This is a genomic window from Pseudomonas entomophila (genome assembly GCF_013523165.1).
Taxonomy (GTDB): Bacteria; Pseudomonadota; Gammaproteobacteria; order Pseudomonadales; family Pseudomonadaceae; genus Aquipseudomonas; species Aquipseudomonas entomophila_A.
Map to the genome: position 1 here is coordinate 109,747 of NZ_JAAMQI010000011.1, position 24,925 is coordinate 134,671.

Genomic DNA, 24,925 nt, shown 5'->3' on the forward strand with positions numbered 1-24,925 from the left:
CGTCAGGTGCCGGCTCGCATGGCCGGGGCGGACACCCCAGGCCAGACTTCCTTGGCCGGGGGATGCTGTTGGTGGCGCAACTGCATGATGAGCCCCAGCACGTCCCGGGTACTGTTCAAGCTGTCGAGCGGCACGTCACAGAGCATCACGCACTCCTCGAGCGACTCGCCCTTGCCCAGGCGGATCGTCAGGTATCCGTCCTCCGAACAGCTGACTTCGCACCGATCGGGCAGGCAGGCCCGTTCGATGATCTGACGCAATTCCAGCGTCGACAATCCTAGCAGTGGCATACCTCGACCCTCTTGTCATGATCCGTGAGTGCGAAGGTAGGCCTGACCGCAGTCGAGCGCCGATTGGTAGATGACCAGCCCAGCAATGGGTCATTCGCTCGTGGATGAATGCGTGCTTCGCTCCTTCACCATAACCGAAGAAACGCCCTGCACCGGTCTTGTGCGATTAACGGAGCGACTTGAACGACAAGCGGTCTCTGGCGCCGCCTGGACGACCCGCCTGTAGCGCCAGGGTTGAACCCTTCGCCCGGCGTGCGATTCGAAGTCGGAAGGCTCTGGTACGGGGCTTTGCGGATCGATTGCCCTGGGAGTCCGCCCGCCGCCTTGGCGCCGCGCTGTCGCGCAGAGAACATGACAATAGTTAGCAGGGTCCGGGGCTTTACCGCTAATCGATTTTAGGGCCGCTTTGCGGCCCATCGCGGCCGGTCCGGCGCCCCGGCAGGGGCCGATCCACCCGTAGCCCCACCGCGCGGAGTTGCAGGCTATCGCGGTCACCTGTGGGAGCGGCCCCTGTGCCGCGATTGGGCCCGCAGGGCCCACAAAGCTCTGTAATTAATTAATTTAAAATCAAAAACTTAACTTATTTTCTATGAGAGGCGCGCATGCAACGTCGTGAATTTCTGATCAAGTCCCCGTGACCACGGCCGGCATGGTGCTTGCGCACAGCGCGTGGGCCAAACGAGGGCATGAACGTCGGTTCACGCTGTCGCTGCGCGACACGGTAGCGTGGGTCGATCAGGTCATTTCCCAGTTGACCGGCGCGGCGCTGACCTATGCCAGCATCGGCCAGGCCTCGGCACCTGGGCAGCTGGAGGTCAGCGCGGTGCGCGAGGTGCTGGGCATCGTCCAGCGCGGGGCTCAGGGCTGAACCGAGCGCTCAAGTGTCGCCGCCAGTGCATCGAAGGCGCCTTGGCTGGCCTCTACCGCGCGCACCAGCGTGGCCTTGTCGGCCCATAGCGAGTCGGGTACGGATTCGGAGAAGATCTCCAGCACGTAATCACCCGCATAACCGCACGCGACGATCGCGCGCAGCAGTTCGCCGAGCGGGATCGCACCCTCCCCCAAGGCGCGGCGGTCGTGCAACGAACGTGGCCGGCGCCAGTCGGCCAGCTGCACCAGAAACAGCTTGTCGGCGCTGATCGCCTCGACCAACGCGCGGTCCTGCCAGCTGTTGTAGAGGTCCAGGCACACGCCGAACGCCGGGTGATCCACCTGCGCGGCCAGCTCCCGCGCCTGGCTGAATGAAAACAGGATCGAGTTGCGGTTCATCAGCGACGGCCCCAACGCCTCCAGCGCGATCTTCAGGCCGTGGGCCTGGGCATGCCGTGCCAGGGTCGGGTAGTGCTCGAGGCAACCGTCCCAGACCCGCGCTTCGTTACCCTCGGCATCGGCCCCCGTGTTGGTCACCAGCGGAATGCCCTGCCAGAAGCCTGCGAACAGCTCGACCGTGCCCATCAGCGCCTCCAGGCGGGCCTGCGGCGCGTGTGGCTCGGGGGCCGAGTGCGTGGGGTAGATCGACAGGGTGCGTGGCTGGATCGAGGTGACGCGCACCCCGCTGTCCTTGATCATCGCAAGCTGGTCACGCGCCTGCTGCGGGTCGCTGGACAGCTTCTTTTCGGCAAGTTCCAGCGCGCACCCCAGGCGCCTGCACAGGTGCAGGTCGTCCTCGATGGACAACGGCTGGGTGGTGATCTGGCTGATGGACAGGCGTTGCATCGGCACCTCGGTGAACTGACGGCAAAAGGGCATGCACTGTCAGAACGACCCGCCCCGAGGGAAGTTCAGGCGGTGAGCGGGCACCCATCTGCTCTCTGCCTGGCGTTCAGCTCGCTCACGTCGTGCTCAGCACTCCACGAAGGCGACGGCCAGACCGCCACGGGAGGTTTCCTTGTACTTGTCGTGCATGTCCGCGCCGGTGTCACGCAGGGTACGGATCACCTGGTCCAGCGAGATGAAGTGCTCACCGTCGCCACGCAAGGCCATCTGCACGGCGTTGATGGCCTTGACCGCGGCGATCGCGTTGCGCTCGATGCACGGCACCTGGACCAGGCCGCCGACCGGGTCGCACGTCAGGCCAAGGTTGTGCTCCAGGGCGATCTCGGCGGCGTTCTCCAGTTGCGGCGGTGTCGCGCCCAGCACTTCGGCCAGACCGGCCGCCGCCATCGAGCAGGCCGAGCCGACCTCGCCCTGGCAACCGACCTCGGCGCCGGAAATCGAGGCGTTCTTCTTGCACAGGATGCCCACGGAGGCGGCGGCCAGGAGAAACGCGACCACATCGTCGTCGCAAGCGTCGGGGTTGAACTTCATGTAGTAGTGCAGCACGGCGGGGATGATGCCGGCAGCGCCATTGGTCGGTGCGGTGACCATGCGCCCACCGGCGGCGTTTTCCTCGTTGACCGCCAGGGCGAACAGGTTGACCCACTCCATGGCGCTGAGCGTGGAGCCGATGACGTTGGGCTTGCCCAGCTCCTGAAGGCTGCGGTGCAGTCGGGCCGCACGGCGCCGGACGTTGAGGCCGCCTGGCAGAACGCCTTCGTTTTTCAGGCCATTGACGACGCACTCGCGCATGGCCGCCCAGATCTTCAGCAGGCCGTCGCGGATGTCCTGTTCGCTGCGCCAGGCCCGTTCGTTGGCCATCATCAACTGACCGACGCTCAGGCCGTGGGCCTTGCACAGGGCCAGCAACTCGGCGGCCGTCGAAAACTCATAGGGCAACGTCACCTGGGCGTCGCCCTGGTCCGGCGCATCGACTTCGGCCTGCTCGACGATGAAGCCACCGCCCACCGAGTAATAGGTGTGCGACAGCAGGCTGCCGTCAGCCCCGAGGGCCTCCAGGCGCATGGCATTGGGGTGGTAGAGCAGGTTCTCGTCCAGCAACAGCATGTCGCGGGTGTAATGGAAGTCGACCGGGTGACGACCATCGAGCATCAGGCAATGCTCTTGCATCAGCTGGTCGATGCGCGGGCCGATGCTGTGCGGGTCGATCTGGTCGGGCCATTGCCCCATCAGCCCGAGCAAGGTGGCGCGATCGGTCGCGTGGCCAATACCGGTGGCCGACAGGGACCCGTACAGGCGGGTTTCGACCCGCTCGACCTGCTCCAGCAGGCCTTGCTCACGCAAAGCCTTGGCGAAGGTCGCCGCGGCGCGCATGGGGCCGACGGTATGCGAACTGGAAGGGCCGATGCCGATCTTGAACAAGTCGAACACACTGATAGCCATGCTAATACCTCACCGTCGGTCACGAGATGCGATCGATGAATTCCGGATGAAGGAAGCGCTCGATGCCGTTGTGATGCGATGGTGACGCGATTGCCCTACACTGACCAACGAAAGTTCCTAACCAAGCCTTTAGCAGGACTAAACCGTGCATCGACAACTCGCTGGCCCCCTGTTCGTCTGGCTGCACGTGTTTTCCTGCGCGGCGCGGCACTTGTCCTTCACCCGCTGCGCCGAGGAGCTGCACATCACCCCCGGCGCGGTCAGCCAGCAGATGCGCCAGCTGGAAGAGCGGCTCGGCTTTCGGCTGTTCCTGCGTCGCGCCCGTGGCGTCGAGCTGACGGCCGAGGGCCAGCGCCTGGCGCAGACGGTCACCGAGGCCTACGGCAGCATCGAGTCCGAACTGGTGCGGCTGAACGCGGGCGACATTCGCGGCACAGTGCGCCTGCGCTCGATCCCCTCGTTCCTCGCCAAGTGGCTCACCCCTCGCCTGCCGCGCCTCCAGCAACGCTACCCGGACATCGAACTGCGCCTGGTAGCCGAAGACAGCAACCAGCCGCTGCACGAAGGCGACTTCGACCTGGCGGTCGACCTGAACGACGGCAGTTATCCGGGCATGCTCTCCACTCCCCTGCTGGACGAGCAGATCTTTCCGGTCTGCTCGCCGGCCCTGCTGCGCGGACGGCCGCCGCTGCACGGGCCGGCGGACCTGGTGCACTACCCGCTGCTGCACGACATCACCGCCTGGCGGGGCAGCTCGGAGTATTCGGAGTGGGCGTTCTACCTGGACAAGATCGGCGCTAGCGGGCTGGACGTGCGCCGTGGCCACACCTTCAACCGCAACCACCTGACCATCGAGGCCGCCATCGCTGGCATCGGCGTGGCCATCGCCCGGCGCACCCTGCTCAACGACGAACTGGAGCGTGGCGCCCTGATCGTGCCGTTCGGCACGCCGATCCCCAACCACAAGCGCTACGTGCTGCTCTATCCGCCCGCCGGCTTGATGCGCCCAGGCCCGCGTGCCGTGCACGACTGGCTGGTGTCGGAGGCGCAGAGCTTTCGTGCGCTGCACCCCCTGACCCCTGCGCCCGCCTGAAGCACGCGGCGGCCTCAGCGGGTGATGGCCGCACCGTCGAGGGGGGCTTCACGGCGCGCGTAACGCTGCGCGAGCACGGCACAGACCATCAGCTGGATCTGATGGAACAGCATCAGCGGCAGAATCATCGCGCCGATGCCACTGCCGACGAACAGCACCTGGGCCATTGGCACGCCGGTGGCCAGGCTCTTCTTCGAACCGGCGAACAGGATCGTGATGCGGTCCTCGAGGTTGAAGCCGAACAGCCGGCCGACCAGGTGCGTCACCAAGAGGATCGCCGCCAGCAGGATCGCGCAGACCGCGAACAACCCGGCCAGGTGCTGGGGCGACACGCTCTGCCAGAGCCCGGTGACCACGGCGTCGCTGAAGGCGGTGTAGACCACCAGTAGGATCGAGCCCTGGTCGACGACCTTGAGCCAGCGCGCATGGCGCTTGACCCAGCCACCGATCCAGCGACGCGCCAGCTGACCCGCGACGAACGGCACCAGCAGCTGCAAGGTGATCTTCAACACGGCATCCAGCCCCGAGCCGGTCTCACCGTCCGCGCCCAGCAGCAGCATCACCAGCAACGGGGTCAGGAAGATGCCCAGCAGGCTGGACGCCGCCGCGCTGCAGATCGCCGCCGGTACGTTGCCTCGGGCCAGCGAGGTGAAGGCGATGGCCGATTGCACCGTGGCCGGCAGTGCACACAGGTACAACACCCCCAAGTACAGCTCGTTGCCCACCAACGGCAGGAACAACGGCTTGAAAGCCAACCCGATCAGAGGGAACAACGCGAACGTGCAGCTGAACACCACCAGGTGCAGGCGCCAGTGCCCGGCGCCGGCGATGATCGCCTCACGGGACAGCTTGGCGCCATGCAGGAAGAACAGCAGGCCGATGGCCAGGTTGGTGAGCCAGCCGAACACGTAGGCGCCCTGCCCCTGGCAAGGCAGCACGGTGGCCGTGGCGACCACGGCCAGCAGGGTCAACGTGAAGGGATCGAAGAGCATGCGCAGGTATTTCATGGCAACCGGTCTCGAGCGGCGAGGAAGAACGGCACAGCATAGGGCGATCGCTGCTGTCCTGCTAACGCCAACACCCCGTCACGTATCGGTGAAAGGACACCGTGGCAGCGTGCGACAAGGCCTGTGAAGACGCGACCCACCAGTCTTGTAGTGACTTTTATTTTTCACTACAAAATAGTTGACGGGTGGTTTGCGGCTTATGCATGATGAGGCCGTCTTCCTGATCGGAGGCAGGCAAGGGTAGTCCAGGTGGTCTTTTCAGTCGGAAACGGCCACTCGTGGAGCAGGAACTGTCCAAAAGACAGGTGACAAAGCCCCTGTGGTGACGCTGCGGTAGCAGCCTGGGTAACGCGCTACATCTCTGAAGCGCCGGGAATCACTTCATACTGGATAGAAGGGGCTTGACCATGAACTTGAACGATCAACTCACGCTCGACCAACTGGCTCGTCTGTTCGCCACGCGCAAGGACAGCCACGATGACCATGTCCTGTGGATCAGCCAAGCCGGCGACGTTCGACTCGACCGCCTGCCGCCGAACATCGGCGAGGGCGAGATCGATGCGCACATGCCCAGCATGAAGGCCTGCCTCAAGGTCTTCCGCCGAGGCCAGGGCTATGTCGGCAAGAAGGCCGCCGCCGATGCCGCTTTCGTCGGCGGTGTGCTGGAGTCACTCAAGGCACTGGCACCTGAAGGCGCAGGCCGTCATCTGGCACGCTGAAGCCTTGCACGAGGCCGGCCATCCCTGGCAGGGGCGGCCGGCCTCGTCGTTCCTACGCACGTCGTTGCTCGGGGCCGCGGGCGTTCTCGCAGGTCGCCATGGCCCTGGCACGGTTCACGCCCCAGACCATCGCACGCGTCATGCTCTCGCCCGGTCGCGAGGGGTAGTACTCCTCCAGCATGGCCTTGCCCGAGCGGTCGTATACCCCCAGGAACAACTGGGCGGCGCCCAGCCGTGACAGGCGCACCTGCACGTCGAGGGTGGTGCCATCGCTCAGCACTTCGTCATGGCAACGGCTGTGCAGCTGGGCATCGGCCCACGTCCAATAGGTCTCTTCCCTGATGCGCATGGCTTCGATCTCCTGTGCCGAAAAGCGGGCACAGTAAGGCACAGCGCGCACGCCATGGCGAGGCGTACCTGCCCTTCACTTGAGCCTGATCAACAAACTTAGGGAAATTCCTACACAGAAATGCCAATCGTCTGATTGATTTGCTGTGCAGGATACTCTAACGCCTAGGCAGTGGCCTTCAGCTCAGCCGCACTGCCGTCCCCGTCGCGAAGACCACCACCATGCCGCCCTGCACCGAGGGCATGCTGATCTCGAAATCGACACCGACCACCGCGTCCGCCTTGAGTGACCGAGCCCGCTCGATCAATTCGGCCGTGGCCTGCTCGCGGGCCAGACGCAAGGCGCTTTCCAGCGTTTGCGAGCGGCCGCCGAACACATCGCGAAAGCGGGCGAAGAAGTCTCTGACGAAGTTGACGCCTTGTACCGATTCGGCGCTGACGATGCCCAGATAAGCGGCGACCGAGCGGCCTTCGACATGGTGGGTGGTGGTCACGATCATGGGGCGTCTCCTCGTACGAGGGCGGCGGCGTTCGGCCGCCATCCCTTTCAGGCAAGATGAACGGAAGTGCCCATCCTAGCAAAAGGCCGCGCGCAGACGCTGACCTAGACGCGCCCCGAACACGTTGATCAGCAGGCCCAGCATGACCAGCAGCGCCCCCCACCCCTGGATCGCGCTCAGCCGCTCCCCCAGCAGCCAGGCCGAGGAACTCAGGCCGATCACCGGCACCAGCAGGGAAAACGGCGCCACCTTGCCGGCAGGATGCCGAGACAACAGCGTGCTCCACAGGCTGTAGCCGAGCATGGTGGCGATGAACGCCAGGTAGGCCAAGGCGCCGATCGAGTGCCAGCCAATGCCCATCAGCGCCTGGCCGATCAGGGCCGGCCCTTCGAGCCAGTACGACAAGGCCAGGAACGGCAGTGGCGGGATCAAGCCACCCCAGATCACCAGGGCTACCAGGTCCACCGAACCGAACCGCCGGGTGATGATGTTGCCCATGCCCCACATGGCCCCGGCGCACAAGGTCAGCAGCAGTGCCAGCACCGGGACGTGGCTGCTGTCCTCGCTGCCGATCAGCGCCAGCCCGCTTGCGGCCACCAGCAAGCCGGCCAGGCTGGCCGGGCGCAGTGGCTCGCGCAGGAACAAGGCGGCGAAGAACAAGGTGAAGAACGCCTGGGACTGCAGCACCAGCGAGGCCAGGCCCGGCGGCATGCCGCTGTACATGGCCTGGAACAGGAAGGCGAACTGGCCGAGCGAGATGGTCGCGCCGTAGGCGATCAGCCAGCGCCACGGCAGCTTGGGGCGCTTGATGAAGAACACCGCGGGGAACGCCACCAAGGCAAAGCGCAACGCCCCCAGCAGCATGGGCGGCAGGCCGTCGAGACCGATCTTGATCACCACGAAGTTCAGCCCCCACACCACGATGACCACCAGGGCCAGCAGCAGGTCTCTCAATGGCATCGTGCCCTCCTTGTCCGGTTTGTTAGAAATATTTCGTAACAGCATAAGCGCTGGAGGGTTCTGCCGGCCAGTCATGCACCTGTCATCCGTACCCGGTAGCGTATCGGCATCCACCCAAGAACACGTTCACATGCGTCGTCTGTGCCTTTTGCTGCTGTTGTCGTCGAGCATTGCCTGGGCAGCCGAGGCGCCACTGCGCCTGGCAGGGTCCAACACGCTTGGCGCTGCCGTCCTGCCCACGCTGGTGCGCGGCTGGCTGGCCGGCCAGGGCGCTTCGCACATCCGCACCCAGGTGAGTCCGGTGCTCAACGAAGTCGCCATCACGGCACGGGGCGCCGATGGCCAGCCGTTGCGTGTCGAGATCGCCGCTCACGGCACCCAGACCGGCTTCGAGGCCTTGGCGAGCGCCCGTGCCGACCTCGCAGCTGCCTCGCGCCCGCTGGACGCCGCCACGGCCGAGCGGCTGCAGGCGCTGGGCGACCTGCGTTCGGCCGAGGCCGAGCACGTCATCGGCCTGGACGCTGTGGCCGTGGTCGTTCATCCGGCCAACCCCCTGAAAGCGCTGAGCCTCGACCAGCTCACGGCGGTCTTCGCCGGACGCCTGACGCACTGGGCGCAGCTGGGCTTGCCGGGCGGCGAGATCCACGTGCTGGCACGCGATGCGCGCTCAGGCACGTTCGAGACCTTCCGAACAGTGGTGCTCGATGACTCCTCGGCGGCCTTGACCACCCACGCCAAGCGCTTCGAATCCAACGAAGCGCTGGTCGCACAGGTGGCGAACGATCGGCAGGCCATCGGTTTCAGCAGCCTGGCCGTCGTGCGCCATGCCAAGGTCCTGGCGATCGCCGACGGCAGTGCCGCTGCTCTGCAGCCGTCGCCGACCAGCGTGGCCAACGAGGACTATCCGCTCACCCGGCGCCTGTACGTCTACCAACCGACGTCCGTGCAACGCCCCATGGCCACGGCCCTGGTGGCCTTCATGCAGAGCCCGGCCGGCCAGGCCATCGTCGCGCGACAAGGCTTCGTGTCGCAGCAGGTGCTCGCCTTGCCGACACGCCGCGCGGGCAAGGTACCGCCTCGTTACCAGGCCTTGCAGGACAACGCGCTGCGGTTGAACGTGAGCCTGCGCTTTCAGCCCTCGAGCGCGACGCTGGACAACAAGGCGCTGCGCGATGTCCAGCGCATCGCGGCCTACGTGCGCGGACGGGGCGCAGGCACCACGCCGGTGACGCTGGTCGGCTTCGGCGACCCCAAGCAGGCACCTGGGCGCGCCGCCTTGCTCTCGCGCCTGCGGGCGATGGCCGTACGCCGTGCGTTGGCCCGCACCGGCGTGGAGGTGCGCGACGTGCTGGGCCTGGGCGATCAATTGCCGGTCGCCGACAACGCGCGCGCCAACGGGCGTCAGCGAAACCGTCGGGTCGAAGTCTGGGTGCGTTGGGGCGGGGCGAAGGAGGCGTTCGTGAAGAAGCGCCCCGCTGGAAAAACGCTGTAACACCCTGCCCGCTCACCGCCTGAGCAACTGCAGCTAGGCTTGAATTCAAGTGATTACCGGGCCCCTCTGACGGCTGCCAGGCCGCCATGTCGGAATCACGGTTGCCCATGCAACGACGACATTCATCAGGAGGGGCTCATGACAGCTCTGCAGACGTTCTTGACAACGCCCGTACTGGGCACCAGCACCTGGTTGTGGCTGGTGTTCGTCGCCATCGTCATCGGCTTGCTGGTGCTCGACCTCGGTGTGCTGCACCGCCAGGAGCGCGAGATCGAGATGCGCGAAAGCCTCTTGCTCTATTCAGGGTACTTCAGCGTCGGCGTGCTGTTCGGCGTGTGGATCTGGGTACAGCTGGGCGCTCAATCGGCCATGGAGTTCTACACGGGCTTTCTGGTCGAACAATCGCTGTCGATGGACAACGTGTTCGTCATGGCGATGATCTTCAGCTACTTCGCCATCCCCCGTCGCTACCAGCACCGCGTGCTGTTCTGGGGCATCCTGGGGGTGGTGGTCCTGCGTGCGATCATGATCGGCGTGGGGGCCGCGCTGGTGCAGAACTTTGCCTGGGTACTGTATCTCTTCGGTGCGTTCCTGCTGTTCACCGGGGTGAAGATGGCGCTGTCCAGGGACGACAGCCAGCCCGATCTGGCCAACAACCCCATGCTGCGGTTCGTCCGGCGGCACCTGCGCGTCACCGACGAGCTGCATGGCGCCCGCTTCTTCGTGCACCAGACGCCGCCTGGCCAGTCGCGGGCGCTGCGCCATGCCACCCCGCTGTTTCTGGCCCTGGTACTGATCGAGCTGGCCGACCTGGTGTTTGCGGTGGACAGCGTCCCGGCGATCTTCGCGATCACCCAGGACCCCTTCATCGTGTACACCTCGAACATCTTCGCGATCCTGGGCCTGCGCTCGCTGTATTTCGCCCTGGCCGCGCTGATGCACCGCTTCGTCTACCTCAAGTACGCGCTGGCCCTGGTGCTGGTGTTCATCGGCTGCAAGATCTTCTACCACGGGCTGATCGGCAAGGTGCCGGCGCTGCTTTCGCTCGGCGTGACCCTGGGGCTGCTGGTGGGCGGCGTGGTGCTGTCGCTGATCAAGACGCGCGGCCAGCCGGCCGTGCCCCTGCCCCCTGGAGACACGGCGCCGGCACCCTCGGTACGGCAGCACGCCGACGCGAGGGGCGTGGTCGATGGTACTACGCCCTCTTCTTATAACCAAAATATCGATCGAAATCGAAGCTCGCCATAAGGCTTGAATATAATTTCCAGTTATCAAAGTTTTGTGGAATTTATTTTCACAAAACGAAGTGATTACCAGGATAAAAAATAATATTTTTCCTCTACGCCATTAGTACCATTCTGACAGGGGCATCGACGGTCGATGCCCGTTGTCACAATGGGTTGCCGACATGCCACGTACACCTCTGTATTTCGACTACGCCGCCACCACTCCAGTCGACGACCGTGTCATCGAGGCCATGATGGGCTGCCTGGGCAGCCAGGCCACGTTCGGCAACCCTGCCTCGACAGGTCACGCCTATGGCCAGGCCGCGCGCACGGCCGTCGAGCAGGCCAGGCAGCACGTGGCCGAACGCGTGGGCGCACCGGCCGGCGACATCGTCTGGACGTCGGGTGCCACCGAGTCGAACAACCTGGCGCTCAAGGGCATCGCCCTCACCTCAGGCACGCCTGGCCATGTGATCACCAGCGTGCTCGAGCACAAGGCCGTGCTCGACACCGTCGCCGAACTCGAGCGCCAGGGCCATGCCATCACCCGGCTGCAGCCCGATGCCCATGGGCTGATCCAGCCCGACGCGGTGGAGGCGGCCTTGAGGCCCGACACCGTGCTGGTGTCGCTGATGGCCGTCAACAACGAACTGGGGACCTGGACCGACATCGCCGCGATCGGCGAGCGGGTCCGGCGCCATGGCGCGCTGCTGCACGTCGATGCCGCGCAGGCCATCGGCCGCCGCGGGCTCGACGTGCAGCGCGATGCGGTTGACATGATATCGTTCTCGGCGCACAAGGTGTATGGCCCCAAGGGCATCGGCGCACTGTACGTCGGGCCGCGCGCGCGGCCGGCCCTGCGTGCCCAGATCCACGGCGGCGGGCATGAAGGCGGCCTGCGCTCGGGTACCCTGGCAACGCACCAGATCGTCGGCATGGGCCGTGCCTTCGCACTGGCCAGCGTGCCGGGCGATGCCGAGCACCAGCGCCTGGAGCGGCTGAGCCAGCGCCTGCGCGAAGGGCTGCTGGCCCTGCCAGGCGTCTCGCTCAACGGTTGTCCGTACCAGCGCATTCCCCATACCTTGAACCTGCGCATCGAGACCCCCGGTTTCAACAGCGCAGCCCTTGCCGGTGACCTGGCCCTGTCCTCGACCTCGGCCTGCAACTCCGCCAGCCAGGCAGCTTCCCACGTCTTGCTGGGCCTGGGCCTGACCCCGGCACAGGCACGCAGCAGCGTGCGCCTGAGCCTGGGTCGCCAGACCACCGAGGCCGATGTCGAACGGGCCCTCGAGGTCTTCGAGCGTACCCTCGCGACCGCCACACCTGCACTGTGGTGAATGCGCCTGTGGCGTCGCTCGTCCTGAACGCCTGAGACGAGCGCGCCCCGACGGGTACGCCAGCCCCTGGCTGGCCGGAACTCTTGCCGCCCTGCGCTGCTCCATCGGTTGAAGGCTTGTCAGCGAACAGGAGTTGCCATGACCACCCGAGCCCTGCGCGAACCCTCGGCCTCCCCACAGGAGCGCCATTTCGCCACCGACATCCCGGCACGCCTCGACCGTCTGCCCTGGACACGTTTTCATACCCTGCTGGTGTTCGCGCTGGGCATCACCTGGCTGCTCGATGGGCTGGAGGTCACACTGGCAGGGTCAGTGTCCGGCGCCTTGAAAGACAGCCCGGCCCTGCGGATGAGCAACACCGACATCGGCCTGGCCGGCGCCGTCTACATCGCCGGCGCCGTGCTGGGCGCGCTGTTCTTCGGCTGGCTCACCGATCGCCTGGGCCGGCGCAAACTGTTCTTCATCACCTTGTTCCTGTACATCGCCGCCACGGCCGCGACGGCGCTGTCGTGGAACCTGTGGAGTTTCCTGCTGTTTCGCTTTCTGACCGGGGCGGGCATCGGGGGCGAATACACGGCCATCAACTCGACCATCCAGGAGTTCACGCCTGCGCGCTTTCGCGGCTGGGTGGACCTGACCGTCAACGGCACTTTCTGGATCGGCGCTGCCCTCGGCGCGGTCGGCGCGATCGTGCTGCTGGATGCCGACTGGGTGGGGACCGAACTGGGCTGGCGGCTGTGCTTCGGCATCGGCGCCGTGCTGGGGCTGATCATCGTCTGGATGCGCCTGTGGATTCCGGAAAGCCCACGGTGGCTGATGATCCACGATCGCCCCGAGGAAGCCGAGCGCATCGTCGCCGCCATCGAACAGCGCTACCGGGCACACGGGATCGACCTGCCGCCCGTCACCAGCGCGCCCTTGCGCCTGCGCGCGCGGGATCACACGCCGATTCGCGAGGTGTTCTCGACCCTGTTCATCGGCCACCGCCAACGGGCGTTGGTGGGGCTCACGCTGCTCACCGCCCAGGCCTTTTTCTACAACGCGATCTTCTTCACCTATGCCCTGGTGCTGACGGACTTCTACGACGTGCCTTCGGCCCACGTGGGCTGGTACGTGCTGCCTTTCGCACTGGGCAACTTCTGTGGGCCATTGCTGCTAGGGCGTCTGTTCGACGTGGTCGGACGGCGGATCATGATCAGCACCACGTTCCTGCTGTCTGGCGTGCTGCTGGCCGCCAGTGGCTACGGTTTCCAGCAGGGCCTGCTGGACGTGACCGAGCAGACCCTCTGCTGGATGGTGATCTTCTTCTTCGCCTCGGCCGCCGCCAGCTCGGCCTACCTCACCGTCGCCGAGACCTTCCCGTTGGAAATCCGCGCATTGGCCATTGCGGTGTTCTACGCCTTCGGCACCGGGCTGGGCGGGATCGTCGGCCCTACCCTGTTCGGGGCGCTGATCGACACCGGGGACCGGACGTTCGTGTTCTACGGCTACCTGCTCGGCGCGACGCTGATGGTGCTGGCCGCCGTGGTCCAGGCCGTGTGGGGCGCTGCAGCGGAGCGCAAGTCGCTGGAAGAAGTCGCCCGGCCCTTGTCGCAGGTGTCCTGAAACGGCAAGCAGAAGGCAGTGCAGTTGATCAGGTCTTCACACACCCTCCCGTCGGCGCGGCACGCACACGCTTGAAGCGTGCCGCTGCCGCTCACTGCTCCACTGCAAAGACCCATTGCCCCCACGCCAGCCTGCGAGGCGTCGTGCCTTGTTGGTACACTGCCGCCCTTTATCACCCACCTGCACACAGACTGGTGAATGCAATGATCGAGGTAACCGAGGTTTCCATCGCCGCGCTGCGCGAGGCGCTCGTCAGTGGCCGTACGACGGCGGTCGAGCTGGTCGAGGCCTACCAGGCACGTATCGCGGCCTACGATGGCGCCACGACCGACACGGCCTTGAACGCCGTGGTGGTGCACAACCCTGAAGCACTCGACGAGGCGCGGGCGTCGGATGCACGCAGGGCACGGGGCGAGAGCCTGGGGCCGCTGGACGGCATCCCGTACACGGCCAAGGACAGCTACCTGGTCAAAGGGTTGACCGCCGCCTCCGGCAGCCCGGCGTTCGCTGACCTGGTCGCGCAACGGGATGCCTTCACCATCGAGCGCCTGCGCGCCGCCGGAGCCATCTGCCTGGGCAAGACCAACATGCCGCCCATGGCCAACGGTGGCATGCAGCGCGGTGTCTACGGCCGTGCCGAAAGCCCGTACAACGCCCGCTACCTGACCGCACCTTTCGCCTCCGGCTCGTCCAATGGTGCCGGCACGGCGACGGCAGCCAGCTTTGCAGCCTTTGGCCTGGCCGAGGAAACCTGGTCCAGCGGGCGTGGCCCGGCGTCGAACAATGGCTTGTGCGCCTACACCCCCTCGCGTGGCGTGATCTCGGTCCGTGGCAACTGGCCGTTGACGCCGACCATGGACGTGGTGGTGCCCTATGCCCGCACCATGGCCGACCTGTTGCAGGTGCTCGACGTGGTGGTGGCCGACGACCCGGACACCCGTGGCGACCTCTGGCGCCTGCAGCCTTGGGTGCCGCTTCCACGGGCCTCCAGCGTACGCCCGGCCAGCTACCTGGCGCTGGCGACCGATGCCAGCGCCCTGCGCGACAAGCGTTTCGGTGTCCCGCGCATGTACATCAATGCCGATGCCGAAGCCGGCACCTCCGACACGCCTGGGATCGGCGGCCCGACCGGCCAGCGCATCCACACCCGTGAAAGTGTCATGGCCCTGTGGCACGACGCGCGCCAGGCCCTGGAGGCCGCCGGTGCGCAGGTCATCGAGGTGGACTTCCCGCTGGTGTCCAACTGCGAAGGCGATCGCCCGGGCGCGCCGACCGTGTTCAACCGCGGCCTCGTGTCGCCCGAATTCCTGCATGACGAACTGTGGGAGCTGTCGGGCTGGGCCTTCGACGATTTCCTGCGCGCCAACGACGACCCACGGCTGAACCGCCTGGCGGACGTCGACGGCCCGAAGATCTTCCCCCATGACCCAGGCACCCTGCCCAACCGCGAAGACGACCTGGCCGCCGGGATGGACGAATACGTGAACATGGCCAAGCGCGGGCTCAAGCGCTGGGACGAGATCGCCAGTGTGCCGGACGGCCTGCGCGGCCTGGAGCGCACGCGCAAGCTGGACCTGGAAGACTGGATGGACGCGCACGGGCTCGACGCGGTGATCTTCCCCACCGTGGCCGACGTCGGCCCGGCGGACGCCGACGTCAACCCGGCCAGTGCCGACATCGCCTGGAGCAATGGCGTGTGGGTGGCCAACGGCAACCTGGCGATTCGTCACCTGGGCGTCCCGACCGTGACCGTGCCGATGGGCGTGATGGCCGATATCGGCATGCCGGTGGGGCTGACCCTGGCAGGTCGCGCCTATGACGATTCGGCGCTGCTGCGCTATGGCGCAGCGTTCGAAGCGACCGGCCAGCGCCGCCAGGTGCCGCCCCGCACGCCACCGCTGGCGGGTTGAGACCAACGCGCTCCGTAGCGGCCTGCCAGCGACAGGAAGCCCTGTACTGGTGGTCATGCCGCTGCGGTACAGGCTGTCGCGATCCTCTGTGGGGTCGCTTCAACAAGGGTCTGTGGGGATGCAGGCGGCGCCTGGCCGGGCGTTATCGTTGGCACGCCAGCTCCCACTGGCCCTCATTCCAAGTCACTACCACGGCATCAGCCTACTGACTGGGCCACTGTGAGAGCGGGCTTGCCCGCGATACAGGCGGCGCCTGACCGGGCGCTATCGCTGGCAAGCCCGCTTCCACTGGCCCTCATTCCAAGCCACTACCACGGCATTAGCCTACTGACTGGCCACTGTGGAAGCGGGCTTGCCCGCGATACAGGCGGCGCCTGACCGGGCGCTATCGCTGGCAAGCCCACCGGCCCTCATTCCAGGCCACTACCTTGCATCAGCCTACTGACTGGCTACTGTGGGAGCGGGCTTGCCCGCGATGGCGGCAGCGCAGACAACATTGCACCCTCTGTGACTTGACGCCCACCTCTCGATTCAACACTATGTTGCAATTCAACACAGTGTTCAATTCATGCCCCCGTCCTCTGCCTTCGAGTCCGAACACCGCCTCGTCTTCACGACCTTGAAAGCCGCCTTGCAGGCCCTGGCCAGCGTGCTGCCGCGCAACGTCGAGCTGATCCTTCATGACGTGCGCACGCCCGAACAGTCCGTGGTCGCCATCGCCAACGGTCATCTTTCAGGCAGGACCGTGGGCAGCCCGATCCTGGCCGCGCCCGAGCAGGACCTGGGTTTCAAGGCGTTGATGCGTGCCTCTGAAGACCAGGCAGGCCATGGGCCGGTCGTCATTCCCGATTACCCCACCCACCTCAAAGGCCGCTCGCTGCGCAGTGCCACGGCCCTGTTTCGCGACTCGGACGGGGTGCCGTTTGCCAGCCTGTGCGTCAACACCGACGTGACGGGGCTGGATGCAGCGCTCGAACTGCTGCAAGGCCTGCAACCCCTCGGAGCCCAGCCCGTCGTGACCGAGCGGCCTGTCGCCACTCAGGCGCCGGCCGACATGGCCGTGCTCATGGGCGAGATCATCGAGACGGCCCTGCGCCGCTCGGGCCGCGGCAAGATGGACAAGGCCGCCAAGATCGAAGCCGTGCGCCTGATGCAGGAACGTGGGCTGTTCATCGTCAAGGGCGGGGTCGAAAAGGCCGCAGCTGCCTTGGGTGTCACGCGTTTCACTGTCTACAACTACCTTGATCAATTGCGCAACGAAGCGGGCGATCCTGCCTCTGCGCGTCACGAACGGAGCCAACCGTGACCTTGCACATCGCTACCCCCCTGATCGAATCGCGCCCGCTGTCGCTGGCCAGTGGTCGACCGCTGTCGCTCAAGCTCGAAGCCCTGCAACCCTGCGGCTCGTTCAAGCTGCGAGGCGTCGGCCATGCCTGCGAAGTCCACTTCGCCCGTGGTGCCCGGCATTTCGTCTCGTCCTCGGGCGGCAATGCCGGGCTGGCCGTGGCCTACGCCGGTCGGCACCTGGGCGCCGCCGTGACCGTGGTGGTCCCACAGACCACGAGCGAGCGGGCCAAAGCACTGCTGGAGATGGAGGACGCCAAGGTCATCGTGCACGGCAGCTCCTGGCAGGAGGCCAATGCGCTGGCACTGACCCTGGTCGGGCCGGACGATGCCTTCATCCACCCGTTCGATGACCCGTTGCTCTGGGAAGGCCATGCCAGCCTGGTGGACGAGCTGGCCCAGGCGGCCTACAAGCCTGACGTGATCATCCTCTCGGTCGGCGGTGGCGGCCTGCTCAGCGGCGTCATCGAGGGCCTGCGCCGCAATGGCTGGCACGATGTGCCGGTGCTGGCGGTGGAGACCGAAGGCGCCGCGTCCTTGCACCGCGCCCTGGAAGCAGGCGAGCTGGTCGAACTGGAACGCATCGAGTCGCTGGCCACCACGCTTGGCGCCAAGCAGGTCGCGGCCCAGGCCCTGGCCTGCGCCCAGACGCACCCGGTGACCAGCCACCTGGTCAGCGACCGCGCCGCACTGCAGGCCTGCGAGCGCTTCCTGCACGACCACCGCCTGCTGGTCGAGCCGGCCTGTGGCGCCGCGCTGGCCCTGGCCTATGCACCGGATGCGCTGTCGGCCTACCGCAACCCGATGGTGGTGGTGTGCGGCGGCGCGACCGCGACGCTCGAGCAGATTCAGACGTGGCTGGCCGCCCTGGACTGAGACGAGGCCTGTTCCGGCTGCCGGCAGGCGACCCTGGCCGGAGTCGCCTGCTGCACTCAAGGCGACACACGCTGCAACCATGGCGCGGCGATCATTCGACCGCCGGCCTGCCCTTGGCGGGGTCGATCTGTTAAACAGGGCATTCTTTCCTTGCACTGGAACCTACGATGCCCAAGGCTTTTCCCATCACCCGGCGCCGCTGGCTGTTCGGCGCACTGGCGCTGGTCCTGGCCGTGGCGCTACCCGCCGGCTGCAGCGTGTTGCAACACAAGGAACGCGAGCTGGTGTTTCGCATCGAGCCGGGCCAGGCCAGCTGGTTCCACGGTCTGCCGGCCGGCGTGCAGGAGCTCGACCTGCGCGCACCGAGCTTCGACCAGCAACAGAGCCTGCATGCCTGGTGGTGGCCGGCCAAGCGCGCCAACGCACCCGCCATTCTCTACCTGCACGGGGTGCGCTGGAACCTGACCGGCCAACTGTTTCGCATCGAGCAACTGCACGCCATGGGCTATTCGGTCCTGGCCGTCGACTACCGCGGCTTCGGCCAGAGCCGCGGCGACCTGCCTTCGGAAGCCACGGTCTACGAAGACGCACGCATCGCCTGGGCGCGCCTTACCGAACTGCAACCGGACCCTGCCAAGCGGCTGATCTTCGGCCACTCGCTGGGCGGCGCGATCGCCGTGGACCTGGCCACCGACCTGTCGCAACGGGCGCGCCAGTCGGCCAGCCCGATGCCGGCCCGCGGGCTGATCCTGGAGTCGACCTTCACGTCGCTCGGCGACATCGCCGGGGTGGTCGCCAACACCAGCCTGCCGGTGCGCTGGCTGCTGTCGCAGAAATTCGACTCGCTCGACAAGATCCCGGCACTCGGCATGCCCCTGCTGGTGGTGCATGGCCTGAACGACCGCTACGTGCCGCCACGCTTCAGCCAGGCCCTGTTCGAGGCGGCGCCACAGCCCAAGACCCTGCTGCTGGTGCCTGGCGCTGGTCACATCGACAGCATGCGCATCGCCGGTGCCCGTTATCGACAGGCGATCGACGCGCTGCTGTGACCGTCACTGCACCGGCAGGAAGTTCATGAACAGCAGGCTCTGGGCATAATTGAGGCCGATGCGCCGGTAACGTTCGTCGAGCATCTCGGCCAACAGGTCGAGGCGCGCGACGATCTTGCCAAAGCCCACGGCAAAGCTCAGGTTGCTGCCTTCCTCGGAGATCTCGTTGGAAAACAGCAACAGCACCCCATCGGCGTCCTGCCGCTGGCTGAGCATCCAGGTGGCCTTCTCGATGTTGCGCGCCGCGTTGCTGACGAACAGCGGGTCGATGGCGTCGGTCATGAAGAACTCGGTGCGTCCGCCGTGGGCGGTGACCAGCATGCTGCCGATCGCATAGATGAACGCCCCGACCCGGTCACCGCGAAAATCGGGATCGAGCGCGTAGCTCAAGGCCGCGAGGTCGCGGCGCTGGCCCAGTTGCGGCAACGGCTGGCGCTGCTCGATGGCCAGGCGGATCTGCCGTTCGGCGGTCTCGGCATCCACATAGCCTGACAGTTTCCATTGGTTGGGATTGCGCAGGTACAGCTTGTTCATCAGCCGGTACAGGCTGCGCAGGTTGTCGCGCATCGCCAGCGTGGCCATGCGGTCGACACTGGTCTGGAAGAACTCGCGCGGGGTGCCTTCGCTCAGCTGCGCGGCCAGGCCACGGCCCGAGGAATGGCTGCAGGCGGCAAGGCACAGGCCCAGGCTGGCCAGCAGCAGCAGGCGGATACGGTTGGACGAACGAACAGCCATGAGACAGGATCGACAGTCAGCGGCGCGCCGGGGATCGGCGCGACCTGGCCATGCATAGAACCGCGAAGCCCGGAAAAGTGCAGTCACGCCAGGCATTTCGCCCCATCCTGGGCCGCTGACAGGGCAACCCGCGTTCACAGAGGAGAGACAGATGTTCAAGGCAATCCTGATCGACAAGGCCGCGCAAGGGCAGCACGCGCAGGTCACCGACCTCGACGACGACCAGCTTCCACCCGGCACGGTCACCGTACGCGTGGCCTACAGCACCCTCAACTACAAGGATGCGCTGGCAATCACTGGCCAGAGCCCGGTGGTGCGGCAGTTTCCGATGGTGCCGGGCATCGACCTGGCAGGCACCGTCGAGCGGAGCGATCACCCGGACTGGCGCGCCGGCGACCGTGTCGTGCTCAACGGCTGGGGCGTGGGAGAACGCCATTGGGGCGGGCTGGCCCAGCGCGCGCGGCTCGACGGCGACTGGCTGGTGCCGCTGCCCGCCGGGCTGAACGAGCGCCAGTGCATGGCGGTCGGTACCGCCGGGTATACCGCGATGCTGTGCCTGATGGCCCTGGAGCGTCATGGCCTCACGCCCGATCAGGGGCCGGTGCTGGTCACCGGGGCCAGCGGTGGGGTCGGCAGTTTTGCCGTGAGCCTGCTCGCCCAGGCAGGTTATTCGGTGATCGCGGCGACGGGCCGCCCCGAGGAGGCCGAGTATTTGCGCACCCTCGGCGCCACCGAGGTCATGGCGCGCAGCGAGCTGTCGATGCCGGGCAAGCCGCTGGGCAAGGAGCGCTGGGCGGCGGCGATCGACTCGGTGGGCAGCCACACCCTGGCCAACGTCTGCGCCGGGACCCGGCCCGAGGGGCTGGTGGCGGCCTGCGGGCTCGCCCAGGGCATGGACTTCCCCGCCTCGGTGGCGCCGTTCATCCTGCGCGGCGTGAGCCTGCTGGGCATCAACAGTGTTACCCAGCCTTACGCACGGCGGGTCGAGGCATGGCAGCGGCTGGACGACGTGCTGGACCGGGCGCAACTGGACCTGATCACTCGGTCGATCGGGCTGAGCGAGGCACTGGAGCAGGCGCAGCACCTGCTGGCAGGACAGGTGCGCGGCCGCCTGGTGGTGGACGTGAACCGCTGAGCGATGCGCTGACCCACCCGTCATGTTGACGTGCACGTCAACATGACGCTAGCGTAACGGATCTTCTCGGCGAGCTTTCCCATGAGCGATCAGACCTACAGCATTTCCGACCTGTCGCGCGAACTGGACATCACCACCCGCGCCATCCGCTTCTATGAAGAGCAAGGCCTGCTGAGCCCCACGCGCCGGGGTCAGGAGCGCATCTATTCGCCCCGTGACAAGGTCACCTTGAAGCTGATCCTGCGCGGCAAGCGCATTGGCTTCTCGATCGCCGAATGCCGCGAACTGATCGCCCTGTACGACCCCAGCAGTGGCAACCGCAAGCAACTCGAAAGCATGCTGGCCAAGATCGACGAGCGCCGCGAGCAGCTCGAGCAGCAGATGCTCGACATCCAGCAGATGCAGATCGAACTGGACGTGGCCCAGGAGCGCTGCGAGCAGGCGCTGGCCACCACCCTCGCCCATTCCAGCGCCCCCTGAGCCGAACAGGAGTTCCTCATGTCATTACCGACGCATGTCCGCGTGGTCGAAGTCGGCCCACGCGACGGTCTGCAGAACGAGGCGCGCCCCATCGGGGTGGCCGACAAGATCCGCCTGGTCGACGACCTCAGCGCGGCCGGCCTGCGCTACATCGAGGTCGGCAGTTTCGTGTCGCCCAAGTGGGTGCCACAGATGGCCGGTTCGGCCGAGGTGTTCGCGGGCCTGACGCGCACACCAGGGGTCACCTACGCCGCCCTGGCGCCCAACCTGCGTGGGTTCGAAGACGCGCTGGCGGCGGGTGTCGAGGAAGTGGCCGTGTTCGCCGCCGCTTCGGAAACCTTCTCCCAGCGCAACATCAACTGCTCGATCAGCGAGAGCCTGGCCCGTTTCGAGCCGATCCTGGTAGCGGCCAAGGCGCACCGGGTACGGGTGCGCGGCTACGTGTCCTGCGTGCTAGGTTGCCCCTACGAGGGCACGGTCAGCCCTGAACAGGTACTGCCGGTGGCCCGTGCGCTGTACCAGATGGGCTGCCACGAGGTGTCGCTGGGCGACACCCTGGGCGTCGGCACACCGGGCGCCACGCGCAGGCTGTTCGACCAGGTGGCGGGCGCCGTGCCCCGCGAGGTCTTGGCAGGGCATTTCCATGACACCTACGGCCAAGCCGTGGCCAACGTCTACGCCAGCCTGCTGGAAGGCATCGCGGTCTTCGATGCGTCGGTGGCCGGGCTGGGTGGCTGCCCCTACGCCCGTGGCGCCACGGGCAATGTCTCGACCGAAGACCTGGTCTATCTGCTGCAGGGGCTGGGGATCGACACGGGCATCGACCTCGACCTGCTGATCGCCGCAGGCCAACGCATCAGCGATGTCTTGGCGCGCGCCAATGGGTCACGCGTCGCACGGGCACGGCAGCAGGCATCTGTCACCGTCGACGGCGGTTGAGTGTTACCGCAGTGCCACGGACCGTCGGCGAAACGGGTAACAGGGAAACAATTGGGTACCTATTTTTGACGACCGCCGTGCGCACGTCTTCATAACTCATTGTTTTTAAAGCATTAATTAAAGTTGGCACGGCATCTGCTATCTCTTACGCACAACAAGAACAACAAGAACAACAAGCGCGACACCCAATAACAATAACAGGCAGCGGTTCTGACATAACAAGAACAACACGGCAGAGACGCAGCAAGCAGATTTTTTTGAAGTCGATGTGCACGGCAGGTCAACCGACACAGAACAACAAGACTACCTCGAGGTAGTGACGGTCGGGTTCAGGCTCGCAGGCAATTGCAGGTCAGCGCTCAAAAAAATACGTTTGCTCTTGACCCCGGATGGGGGTCGTTCGCGGCACCGAGACATGGCTGACAATCACAACAACAGGCCGGTCCTCGATAATAACAAGAGCACGCAGCATCATTTCGAGGGGGAGCTCAGGCTCCCCCTCGTGCTATGCGCTCAATCGCTTTCTTCTTCCTCACGGGCCTTGCGCTCGGACCTCACCTCGATCCGATCGACCAACACCGGCATGCTGTGCAGCACCAGCAAGGCCATCAGCGTGCTTACAAGCGCCGTCGCCTCACGCCCCATGCCAGCCGCCGTTCCGATCGCAGCGGTCATCCACAGGCCGGCCGCGGTCGTCAGCCCTTTCACGTGACTGGTCTCGCGGCCATTGCCCTTGAGGATGGTTCCGGCGCCCAGAAAGCCGATGCCGGCGACGATCCCCTGGATGACGCGGCTCATGGCCTGGGCATCGGCACCGGCCATGTTCGGCGCCAGCACGAACAGCGCGGCGCCCAGCGATACCAGCATGTGCGTGCGCACACCGGCCGACTTGCCCTTACTTTCACGCTCCAGCCCCAGCACGGCGCCCAGCAGCGCCGCCATCAGCAGCCTGACCAGGATGCGCGTGACCTGCTCCACGTCGGCCAGGTCGGCGAACTCGGCTTCGAGGGTGTCGCCGATCGCGTCCAGCACTGCGTCCATCGAGGTGTTCTCCTGGCAGGCCCATGTCTAACCATGGACTGCCTGTGGGCGACAGGAGTGCCCTCGAGGTGGCGTCCCGACCAAGCGGGAGGCGTTGGCAGACGGTGTGCGTGCTTGCCAAACGACCGACGCCAGTGGCAACGTCTAGGTCCACGCGTATGGACAAGGCCCGAACACCCGCGCCGCACGCAGGTCTGACACTGTCCTTTTCCTCGATCCTCGTCACGGAGCACCGCATGCAACGACGCCCTCTCGGACGCACTTCCCTACAGGTCAGCGCCATCGCCCTGGGCACCATGACCTGGGGTGAACAGAACACCCAGGCCGAGGCCTTCGAACAGATCCGCCTGGCCAAGGACGCCGGGGTCAACTTCCTGGACACGGCCGAGATGTACCCCGTGCCGCCCAACGGCGATACCTATGGCAGCACCGAGCGCATCATCGGCGAGTATTTCCGCCAGTATGGCGACCGGGGCGACTGGGTGCTGGCCAGCAAGGTCGCCGGGCCCGGACGCATGCCGCACATTCGCGACGGCAATCCGCGCCTGAACCGCGCCAACATCGTCAAGGCCCTGGAAGACAGCCTCCAGCGGCTGCAGACCGATTACCTGGACCTCTACCAACTGCACTGGCCGGACCGCAAGGCCAACTTCTTCGGCCAACTGGGCTTCACCCACGACCCCGACGATTCGTTCGTGGCGATCGAAGACACCCTCGAAGTGCTCGACGAGCTGGTCAAGGCCGGCAAGATTCGCCATATCGGGCTGTCCAACGAAACGCCGTGGGGCACGATGCGCTTCCTGCACCTGGCCGAGAGCCGCGGCTGGCCGCGTGCCGTGTCGATCCAGAATCCGTACAACCTGCTCAACCGCACGTTCGAAGTCGGCCTGGCGGAAATCGCCCTGCGCGAACAGATCGGTCTGCTGGCCTACTCGCCCCTGGCGTTCGGGGTGCTCAGCGGCAAGTACCTCGACGGCGCACGGCCGGCCGGGGCACGCCTGACCCAGTTCGAACGGTTCCAGCGCTACACCAATCCCCAGGCCGAAGCCGCCGCGCAGCGCTACGTCGAACTGGCCCGCGCACAGGGGCTGGACCCGGCGCAACTGGCGCTGGCCTTCGTCACCAGCCGGCCGTTCGTGACCAGCAACATCATCGGCGCCACGACCCTGGAGCAGTTGAAGCACAACCTGGCGAGCATCGACCTGACGCTGGATGCCGAGCTGGTACAGGCGCTGGAAGCCATTCACGTCGAGCAGCCCAACCCCGCGCCGTGAGTGGCTGAAGCGTCAGGTGTCGGCGCCGCTTGTGTGGCGGGCGGTACTGTTCTTCCAGATGGAGGGGTCGGTGCTCCCTCCATGCAGTGGCAACTCGCTCGGCCGCTCGAGGGAGTGAGCGGGTGATAGCGCCAGCCGAGACACAGGCGGCGGGTCGTTGAACCTGTTCGGGTCAACTTTCGCAACCGGATCGCTGGCTTTACGGCCCCTGTGGGGCCGATCGCGGCACAGGGGCCGCTCCTTGTATCTCGACTTTTGCCTCATTGCAGGCCAAAGTTCTCGACTGATCATCGAGGGAAGGCCATGAAGCAGAGCCGCTCCTAGGGCATCGAGCCCGCATTGTAGA

24 protein-coding genes are annotated in these 24,925 nt (G+C 66.0%); 15 read left to right on the forward strand and 9 right to left on the reverse strand.

Annotated elements, in window-relative coordinates; all coding sequences use genetic code 11:
- Positions 1-2 precede the first annotated feature (2 nt).
- A complete protein-coding gene (locus tag G7Z99_RS11275; RefSeq protein WP_181093806.1) occupies positions 3-290 on the reverse strand; it encodes a DUF1652 domain-containing protein in 288 nt (95 codons plus the stop codon).
- Between the two features lie 634 nt (positions 291-924).
- Between G7Z99_RS11275 and G7Z99_RS11280 the strand changes: the two genes are divergently transcribed.
- A complete protein-coding gene (locus G7Z99_RS11280; protein WP_181093808.1) occupies positions 925-1,158 on the forward strand; it encodes a type I 3-dehydroquinate dehydratase in 234 nt (77 codons plus the stop codon).
- Here G7Z99_RS11280 and G7Z99_RS11285 read toward each other — a convergent pair.
- Positions 1,149-2,006: a sugar phosphate isomerase/epimerase family protein gene (locus G7Z99_RS11285; protein WP_181093810.1), complete on the reverse strand. Its 858-nt coding sequence runs from the start codon at positions 2,004-2,006 to the stop codon at positions 1,149-1,151. The genes G7Z99_RS11280 and G7Z99_RS11285 overlap by 10 nt on opposite strands.
- 126 nt (positions 2,007-2,132) lie before the next feature.
- Entirely contained in the window at positions 2,133-3,509 is a 1,377-nt protein-coding gene (locus tag G7Z99_RS11290) for an L-serine ammonia-lyase (RefSeq protein ID WP_181093812.1), read from the reverse strand.
- Between the two features lie 145 nt (positions 3,510-3,654).
- Here G7Z99_RS11290 and G7Z99_RS11295 point away from each other — a divergent pair, with 145 nt between their 5' ends.
- On the forward strand, positions 3,655-4,602 hold the full coding sequence (locus G7Z99_RS11295) for a LysR substrate-binding domain-containing protein (protein WP_181093814.1): 948 nt from the start codon (positions 3,655-3,657) through the stop codon (positions 4,600-4,602).
- Positions 4,603-4,616: 14 nt separating this feature from the next.
- Here G7Z99_RS11295 and G7Z99_RS11300 read toward each other — a convergent pair whose 3' ends face one another.
- Entirely contained in the window at positions 4,617-5,609 is a 993-nt protein-coding gene (locus G7Z99_RS11300; protein WP_181093816.1) for a bile acid:sodium symporter family protein, read from the reverse strand.
- Between the two features lie 407 nt (positions 5,610-6,016).
- Between G7Z99_RS11300 and G7Z99_RS11305 the strand changes: the two genes are divergently transcribed.
- Positions 6,017-6,328, forward strand: a complete 312-nt coding sequence (locus G7Z99_RS11305; protein ID WP_181093818.1) for a hypothetical protein — start codon at positions 6,017-6,019, stop codon at positions 6,326-6,328.
- A gap of 52 nt (positions 6,329-6,380) precedes the next feature.
- Here the strand turns inward: G7Z99_RS11305 and G7Z99_RS11310 are convergent, their stop codons facing one another.
- From G7Z99_RS11310 to G7Z99_RS11320, 3 genes are all read right to left on the reverse strand, one after another.
- A complete protein-coding gene (locus tag G7Z99_RS11310) occupies positions 6,381-6,677 on the reverse strand; it encodes a hypothetical protein (protein ID WP_181093820.1) in 297 nt (98 codons plus the stop codon).
- Positions 6,678-6,855: 178 nt separating this feature from the next.
- On the reverse strand, positions 6,856-7,176 hold the full coding sequence (locus G7Z99_RS11315) for a YbjQ family protein (RefSeq protein ID WP_181093822.1): 321 nt from the start codon (positions 7,174-7,176) through the stop codon (positions 6,856-6,858).
- A gap of 75 nt (positions 7,177-7,251) precedes the next feature.
- Positions 7,252-8,136: an EamA family transporter gene (locus G7Z99_RS11320; RefSeq protein ID WP_181093824.1), complete on the reverse strand. Its 885-nt coding sequence runs from the start codon at positions 8,134-8,136 to the stop codon at positions 7,252-7,254.
- A 130-nt stretch (positions 8,137-8,266) separates the two neighbouring features.
- Between G7Z99_RS11320 and G7Z99_RS11325 the strand changes: the two genes are divergently transcribed.
- The 8 genes from G7Z99_RS11325 to G7Z99_RS11360 all read left to right on the forward strand — a co-directional run bounded on the left by G7Z99_RS11325 (position 8,267) and on the right by G7Z99_RS11360 (position 18,975).
- A complete protein-coding gene (locus tag G7Z99_RS11325; RefSeq protein ID WP_181093826.1) occupies positions 8,267-9,628 on the forward strand; it encodes a phosphate ABC transporter substrate-binding/OmpA family protein in 1,362 nt (453 codons plus the stop codon).
- A 138-nt stretch (positions 9,629-9,766) separates the two neighbouring features.
- Positions 9,767-10,876 (forward strand): TerC family protein, encoded by a 1,110-nt coding sequence (locus G7Z99_RS11330; RefSeq protein WP_258197015.1) that lies wholly within the window; start codon positions 9,767-9,769, stop codon positions 10,874-10,876.
- A 160-nt stretch (positions 10,877-11,036) separates the two neighbouring features.
- Entirely contained in the window at positions 11,037-12,191 is a 1,155-nt protein-coding gene (locus G7Z99_RS11335) for a cysteine desulfurase family protein (protein ID WP_181093828.1), read from the forward strand.
- A gap of 138 nt (positions 12,192-12,329) precedes the next feature.
- Positions 12,330-13,796 carry an MFS transporter gene (locus G7Z99_RS11340; RefSeq protein ID WP_181093830.1) on the forward strand — a complete coding sequence of 489 codons (1,467 nt, stop codon included), beginning with the start codon at positions 12,330-12,332 and terminating at the stop codon, positions 13,794-13,796.
- A 203-nt stretch (positions 13,797-13,999) separates the two neighbouring features.
- Positions 14,000-15,706 (forward strand): amidase, encoded by a 1,707-nt coding sequence (locus G7Z99_RS11345; RefSeq protein ID WP_181093832.1) that lies wholly within the window; start codon positions 14,000-14,002, stop codon positions 15,704-15,706.
- A 568-nt stretch (positions 15,707-16,274) separates the two neighbouring features.
- Complete coding sequence (locus G7Z99_RS11350; protein WP_181093834.1) at positions 16,275-17,012, forward strand: helix-turn-helix transcriptional regulator; 738 nt, start codon at positions 16,275-16,277, stop codon at positions 17,010-17,012.
- On the forward strand, positions 17,009-17,926 hold the full coding sequence (locus G7Z99_RS11355) for a pyridoxal-phosphate dependent enzyme (protein ID WP_181093836.1): 918 nt from the start codon (positions 17,009-17,011) through the stop codon (positions 17,924-17,926). The genes G7Z99_RS11350 and G7Z99_RS11355 overlap by 4 nt, the downstream gene beginning before the upstream one ends.
- A gap of 167 nt (positions 17,927-18,093) precedes the next feature.
- Positions 18,094-18,975, forward strand: coding sequence for an alpha/beta hydrolase (locus tag G7Z99_RS11360; protein WP_181093838.1), 882 nt, complete (start codon positions 18,094-18,096; stop codon positions 18,973-18,975).
- A 3-nt stretch (positions 18,976-18,978) separates the two neighbouring features.
- Here the strand turns inward: G7Z99_RS11360 and G7Z99_RS11365 are convergent, their stop codons facing one another.
- Entirely contained in the window at positions 18,979-19,710 is a 732-nt protein-coding gene (locus tag G7Z99_RS11365) for a hypothetical protein (RefSeq protein ID WP_181093840.1), read from the reverse strand.
- A gap of 151 nt (positions 19,711-19,861) precedes the next feature.
- Between G7Z99_RS11365 and acuI the strand changes: the two genes are divergently transcribed.
- From acuI to G7Z99_RS11380, 3 genes are all read left to right on the forward strand, one after another.
- Positions 19,862-20,845 carry an acrylyl-CoA reductase (NADPH) gene (acuI, locus tag G7Z99_RS11370; RefSeq protein WP_181093842.1) on the forward strand — a complete coding sequence of 328 codons (984 nt, stop codon included), beginning with the start codon at positions 19,862-19,864 and terminating at the stop codon, positions 20,843-20,845.
- A gap of 81 nt (positions 20,846-20,926) precedes the next feature.
- A complete protein-coding gene (locus G7Z99_RS11375) occupies positions 20,927-21,325 on the forward strand; it encodes a MerR family transcriptional regulator (protein WP_181093844.1) in 399 nt (132 codons plus the stop codon).
- Between the two features lie 18 nt (positions 21,326-21,343).
- Positions 21,344-22,264 (forward strand): hydroxymethylglutaryl-CoA lyase, encoded by a 921-nt coding sequence (locus G7Z99_RS11380; RefSeq protein ID WP_181093846.1) that lies wholly within the window; start codon positions 21,344-21,346, stop codon positions 22,262-22,264.
- A gap of 513 nt (positions 22,265-22,777) precedes the next feature.
- On the opposite strand, the gene G7Z99_RS11385 is transcribed toward G7Z99_RS11380, so the two are convergent.
- The gene (locus tag G7Z99_RS11385; protein ID WP_375139149.1) at positions 22,778-23,293 is read right to left on the reverse strand and encodes an MgtC/SapB family protein; all 516 of its coding nucleotides are present in this window, start codon (positions 23,291-23,293) and stop codon (positions 22,778-22,780) included.
- A gap of 248 nt (positions 23,294-23,541) precedes the next feature.
- Between G7Z99_RS11385 and G7Z99_RS11390 the strand changes: the two genes are divergently transcribed.
- Positions 23,542-24,579, forward strand: a complete 1,038-nt coding sequence (locus tag G7Z99_RS11390; RefSeq protein WP_181093850.1) for an NADP(H)-dependent aldo-keto reductase — start codon at positions 23,542-23,544, stop codon at positions 24,577-24,579.
- The last annotated feature ends 346 nt before the right edge of the window (positions 24,580-24,925 follow it).

What these genes read in the sequence shown, in the direction of transcription:
- G7Z99_RS11275 (WP_181093806.1), bottom strand. Translation starts at nt 290, where the DNA reads ATGCCACTGCTAGGATTGTCGACGCTGGAATTGCGTCAGATCATCGAA.
- G7Z99_RS11285 (WP_181093810.1), bottom strand. Translation starts at nt 2,006, where the DNA reads ATGCAACGCCTGTCCATCAGCCAGATCACCACCCAGCCGTTGTCCATC.
- G7Z99_RS11290 (WP_181093812.1), bottom strand. Translation starts at nt 3,509, where the DNA reads ATGGCTATCAGTGTGTTCGACTTGTTCAAGATCGGCATCGGCCCTTCC.
- G7Z99_RS11300 (WP_181093816.1), bottom strand. Translation starts at nt 5,609, where the DNA reads ATGAAATACCTGCGCATGCTCTTCGATCCCTTCACGTTGACCCTGCTG.
- G7Z99_RS11305 (WP_181093818.1), top strand. Translation starts at nt 6,017, where the DNA reads ATGAACTTGAACGATCAACTCACGCTCGACCAACTGGCTCGTCTGTTC.
- G7Z99_RS11310 (WP_181093820.1), bottom strand. Translation starts at nt 6,677, where the DNA reads ATGCGCATCAGGGAAGAGACCTATTGGACGTGGGCCGATGCCCAGCTG.
- G7Z99_RS11315 (WP_181093822.1), bottom strand. Translation starts at nt 7,176, where the DNA reads ATGATCGTGACCACCACCCACCATGTCGAAGGCCGCTCGGTCGCCGCT.
- G7Z99_RS11320 (WP_181093824.1), bottom strand. Translation starts at nt 8,136, where the DNA reads ATGCCATTGAGAGACCTGCTGCTGGCCCTGGTGGTCATCGTGGTGTGG.
- G7Z99_RS11325 (WP_181093826.1), top strand. Translation starts at nt 8,267, where the DNA reads ATGCGTCGTCTGTGCCTTTTGCTGCTGTTGTCGTCGAGCATTGCCTGG.
- G7Z99_RS11330 (WP_258197015.1), top strand. Translation starts at nt 9,767, where the DNA reads ATGACAGCTCTGCAGACGTTCTTGACAACGCCCGTACTGGGCACCAGC.
- G7Z99_RS11335 (WP_181093828.1), top strand. Translation starts at nt 11,037, where the DNA reads ATGCCACGTACACCTCTGTATTTCGACTACGCCGCCACCACTCCAGTC.
- G7Z99_RS11340 (WP_181093830.1), top strand. Translation starts at nt 12,330, where the DNA reads ATGACCACCCGAGCCCTGCGCGAACCCTCGGCCTCCCCACAGGAGCGC.
- G7Z99_RS11345 (WP_181093832.1), top strand. Translation starts at nt 14,000, where the DNA reads ATGATCGAGGTAACCGAGGTTTCCATCGCCGCGCTGCGCGAGGCGCTC.
- G7Z99_RS11350 (WP_181093834.1), top strand. Translation starts at nt 16,275, where the DNA reads ATGCCCCCGTCCTCTGCCTTCGAGTCCGAACACCGCCTCGTCTTCACG.
- G7Z99_RS11360 (WP_181093838.1), top strand. Translation starts at nt 18,094, where the DNA reads ATGCCCAAGGCTTTTCCCATCACCCGGCGCCGCTGGCTGTTCGGCGCA.
- G7Z99_RS11365 (WP_181093840.1), bottom strand. Translation starts at nt 19,710, where the DNA reads ATGGCTGTTCGTTCGTCCAACCGTATCCGCCTGCTGCTGCTGGCCAGC.
- acuI (WP_181093842.1), top strand. Translation starts at nt 19,862, where the DNA reads ATGTTCAAGGCAATCCTGATCGACAAGGCCGCGCAAGGGCAGCACGCG.
- G7Z99_RS11375 (WP_181093844.1), top strand. Translation starts at nt 20,927, where the DNA reads ATGAGCGATCAGACCTACAGCATTTCCGACCTGTCGCGCGAACTGGAC.
- G7Z99_RS11380 (WP_181093846.1), top strand. Translation starts at nt 21,344, where the DNA reads ATGTCATTACCGACGCATGTCCGCGTGGTCGAAGTCGGCCCACGCGAC.
- G7Z99_RS11390 (WP_181093850.1), top strand. Translation starts at nt 23,542, where the DNA reads ATGCAACGACGCCCTCTCGGACGCACTTCCCTACAGGTCAGCGCCATC.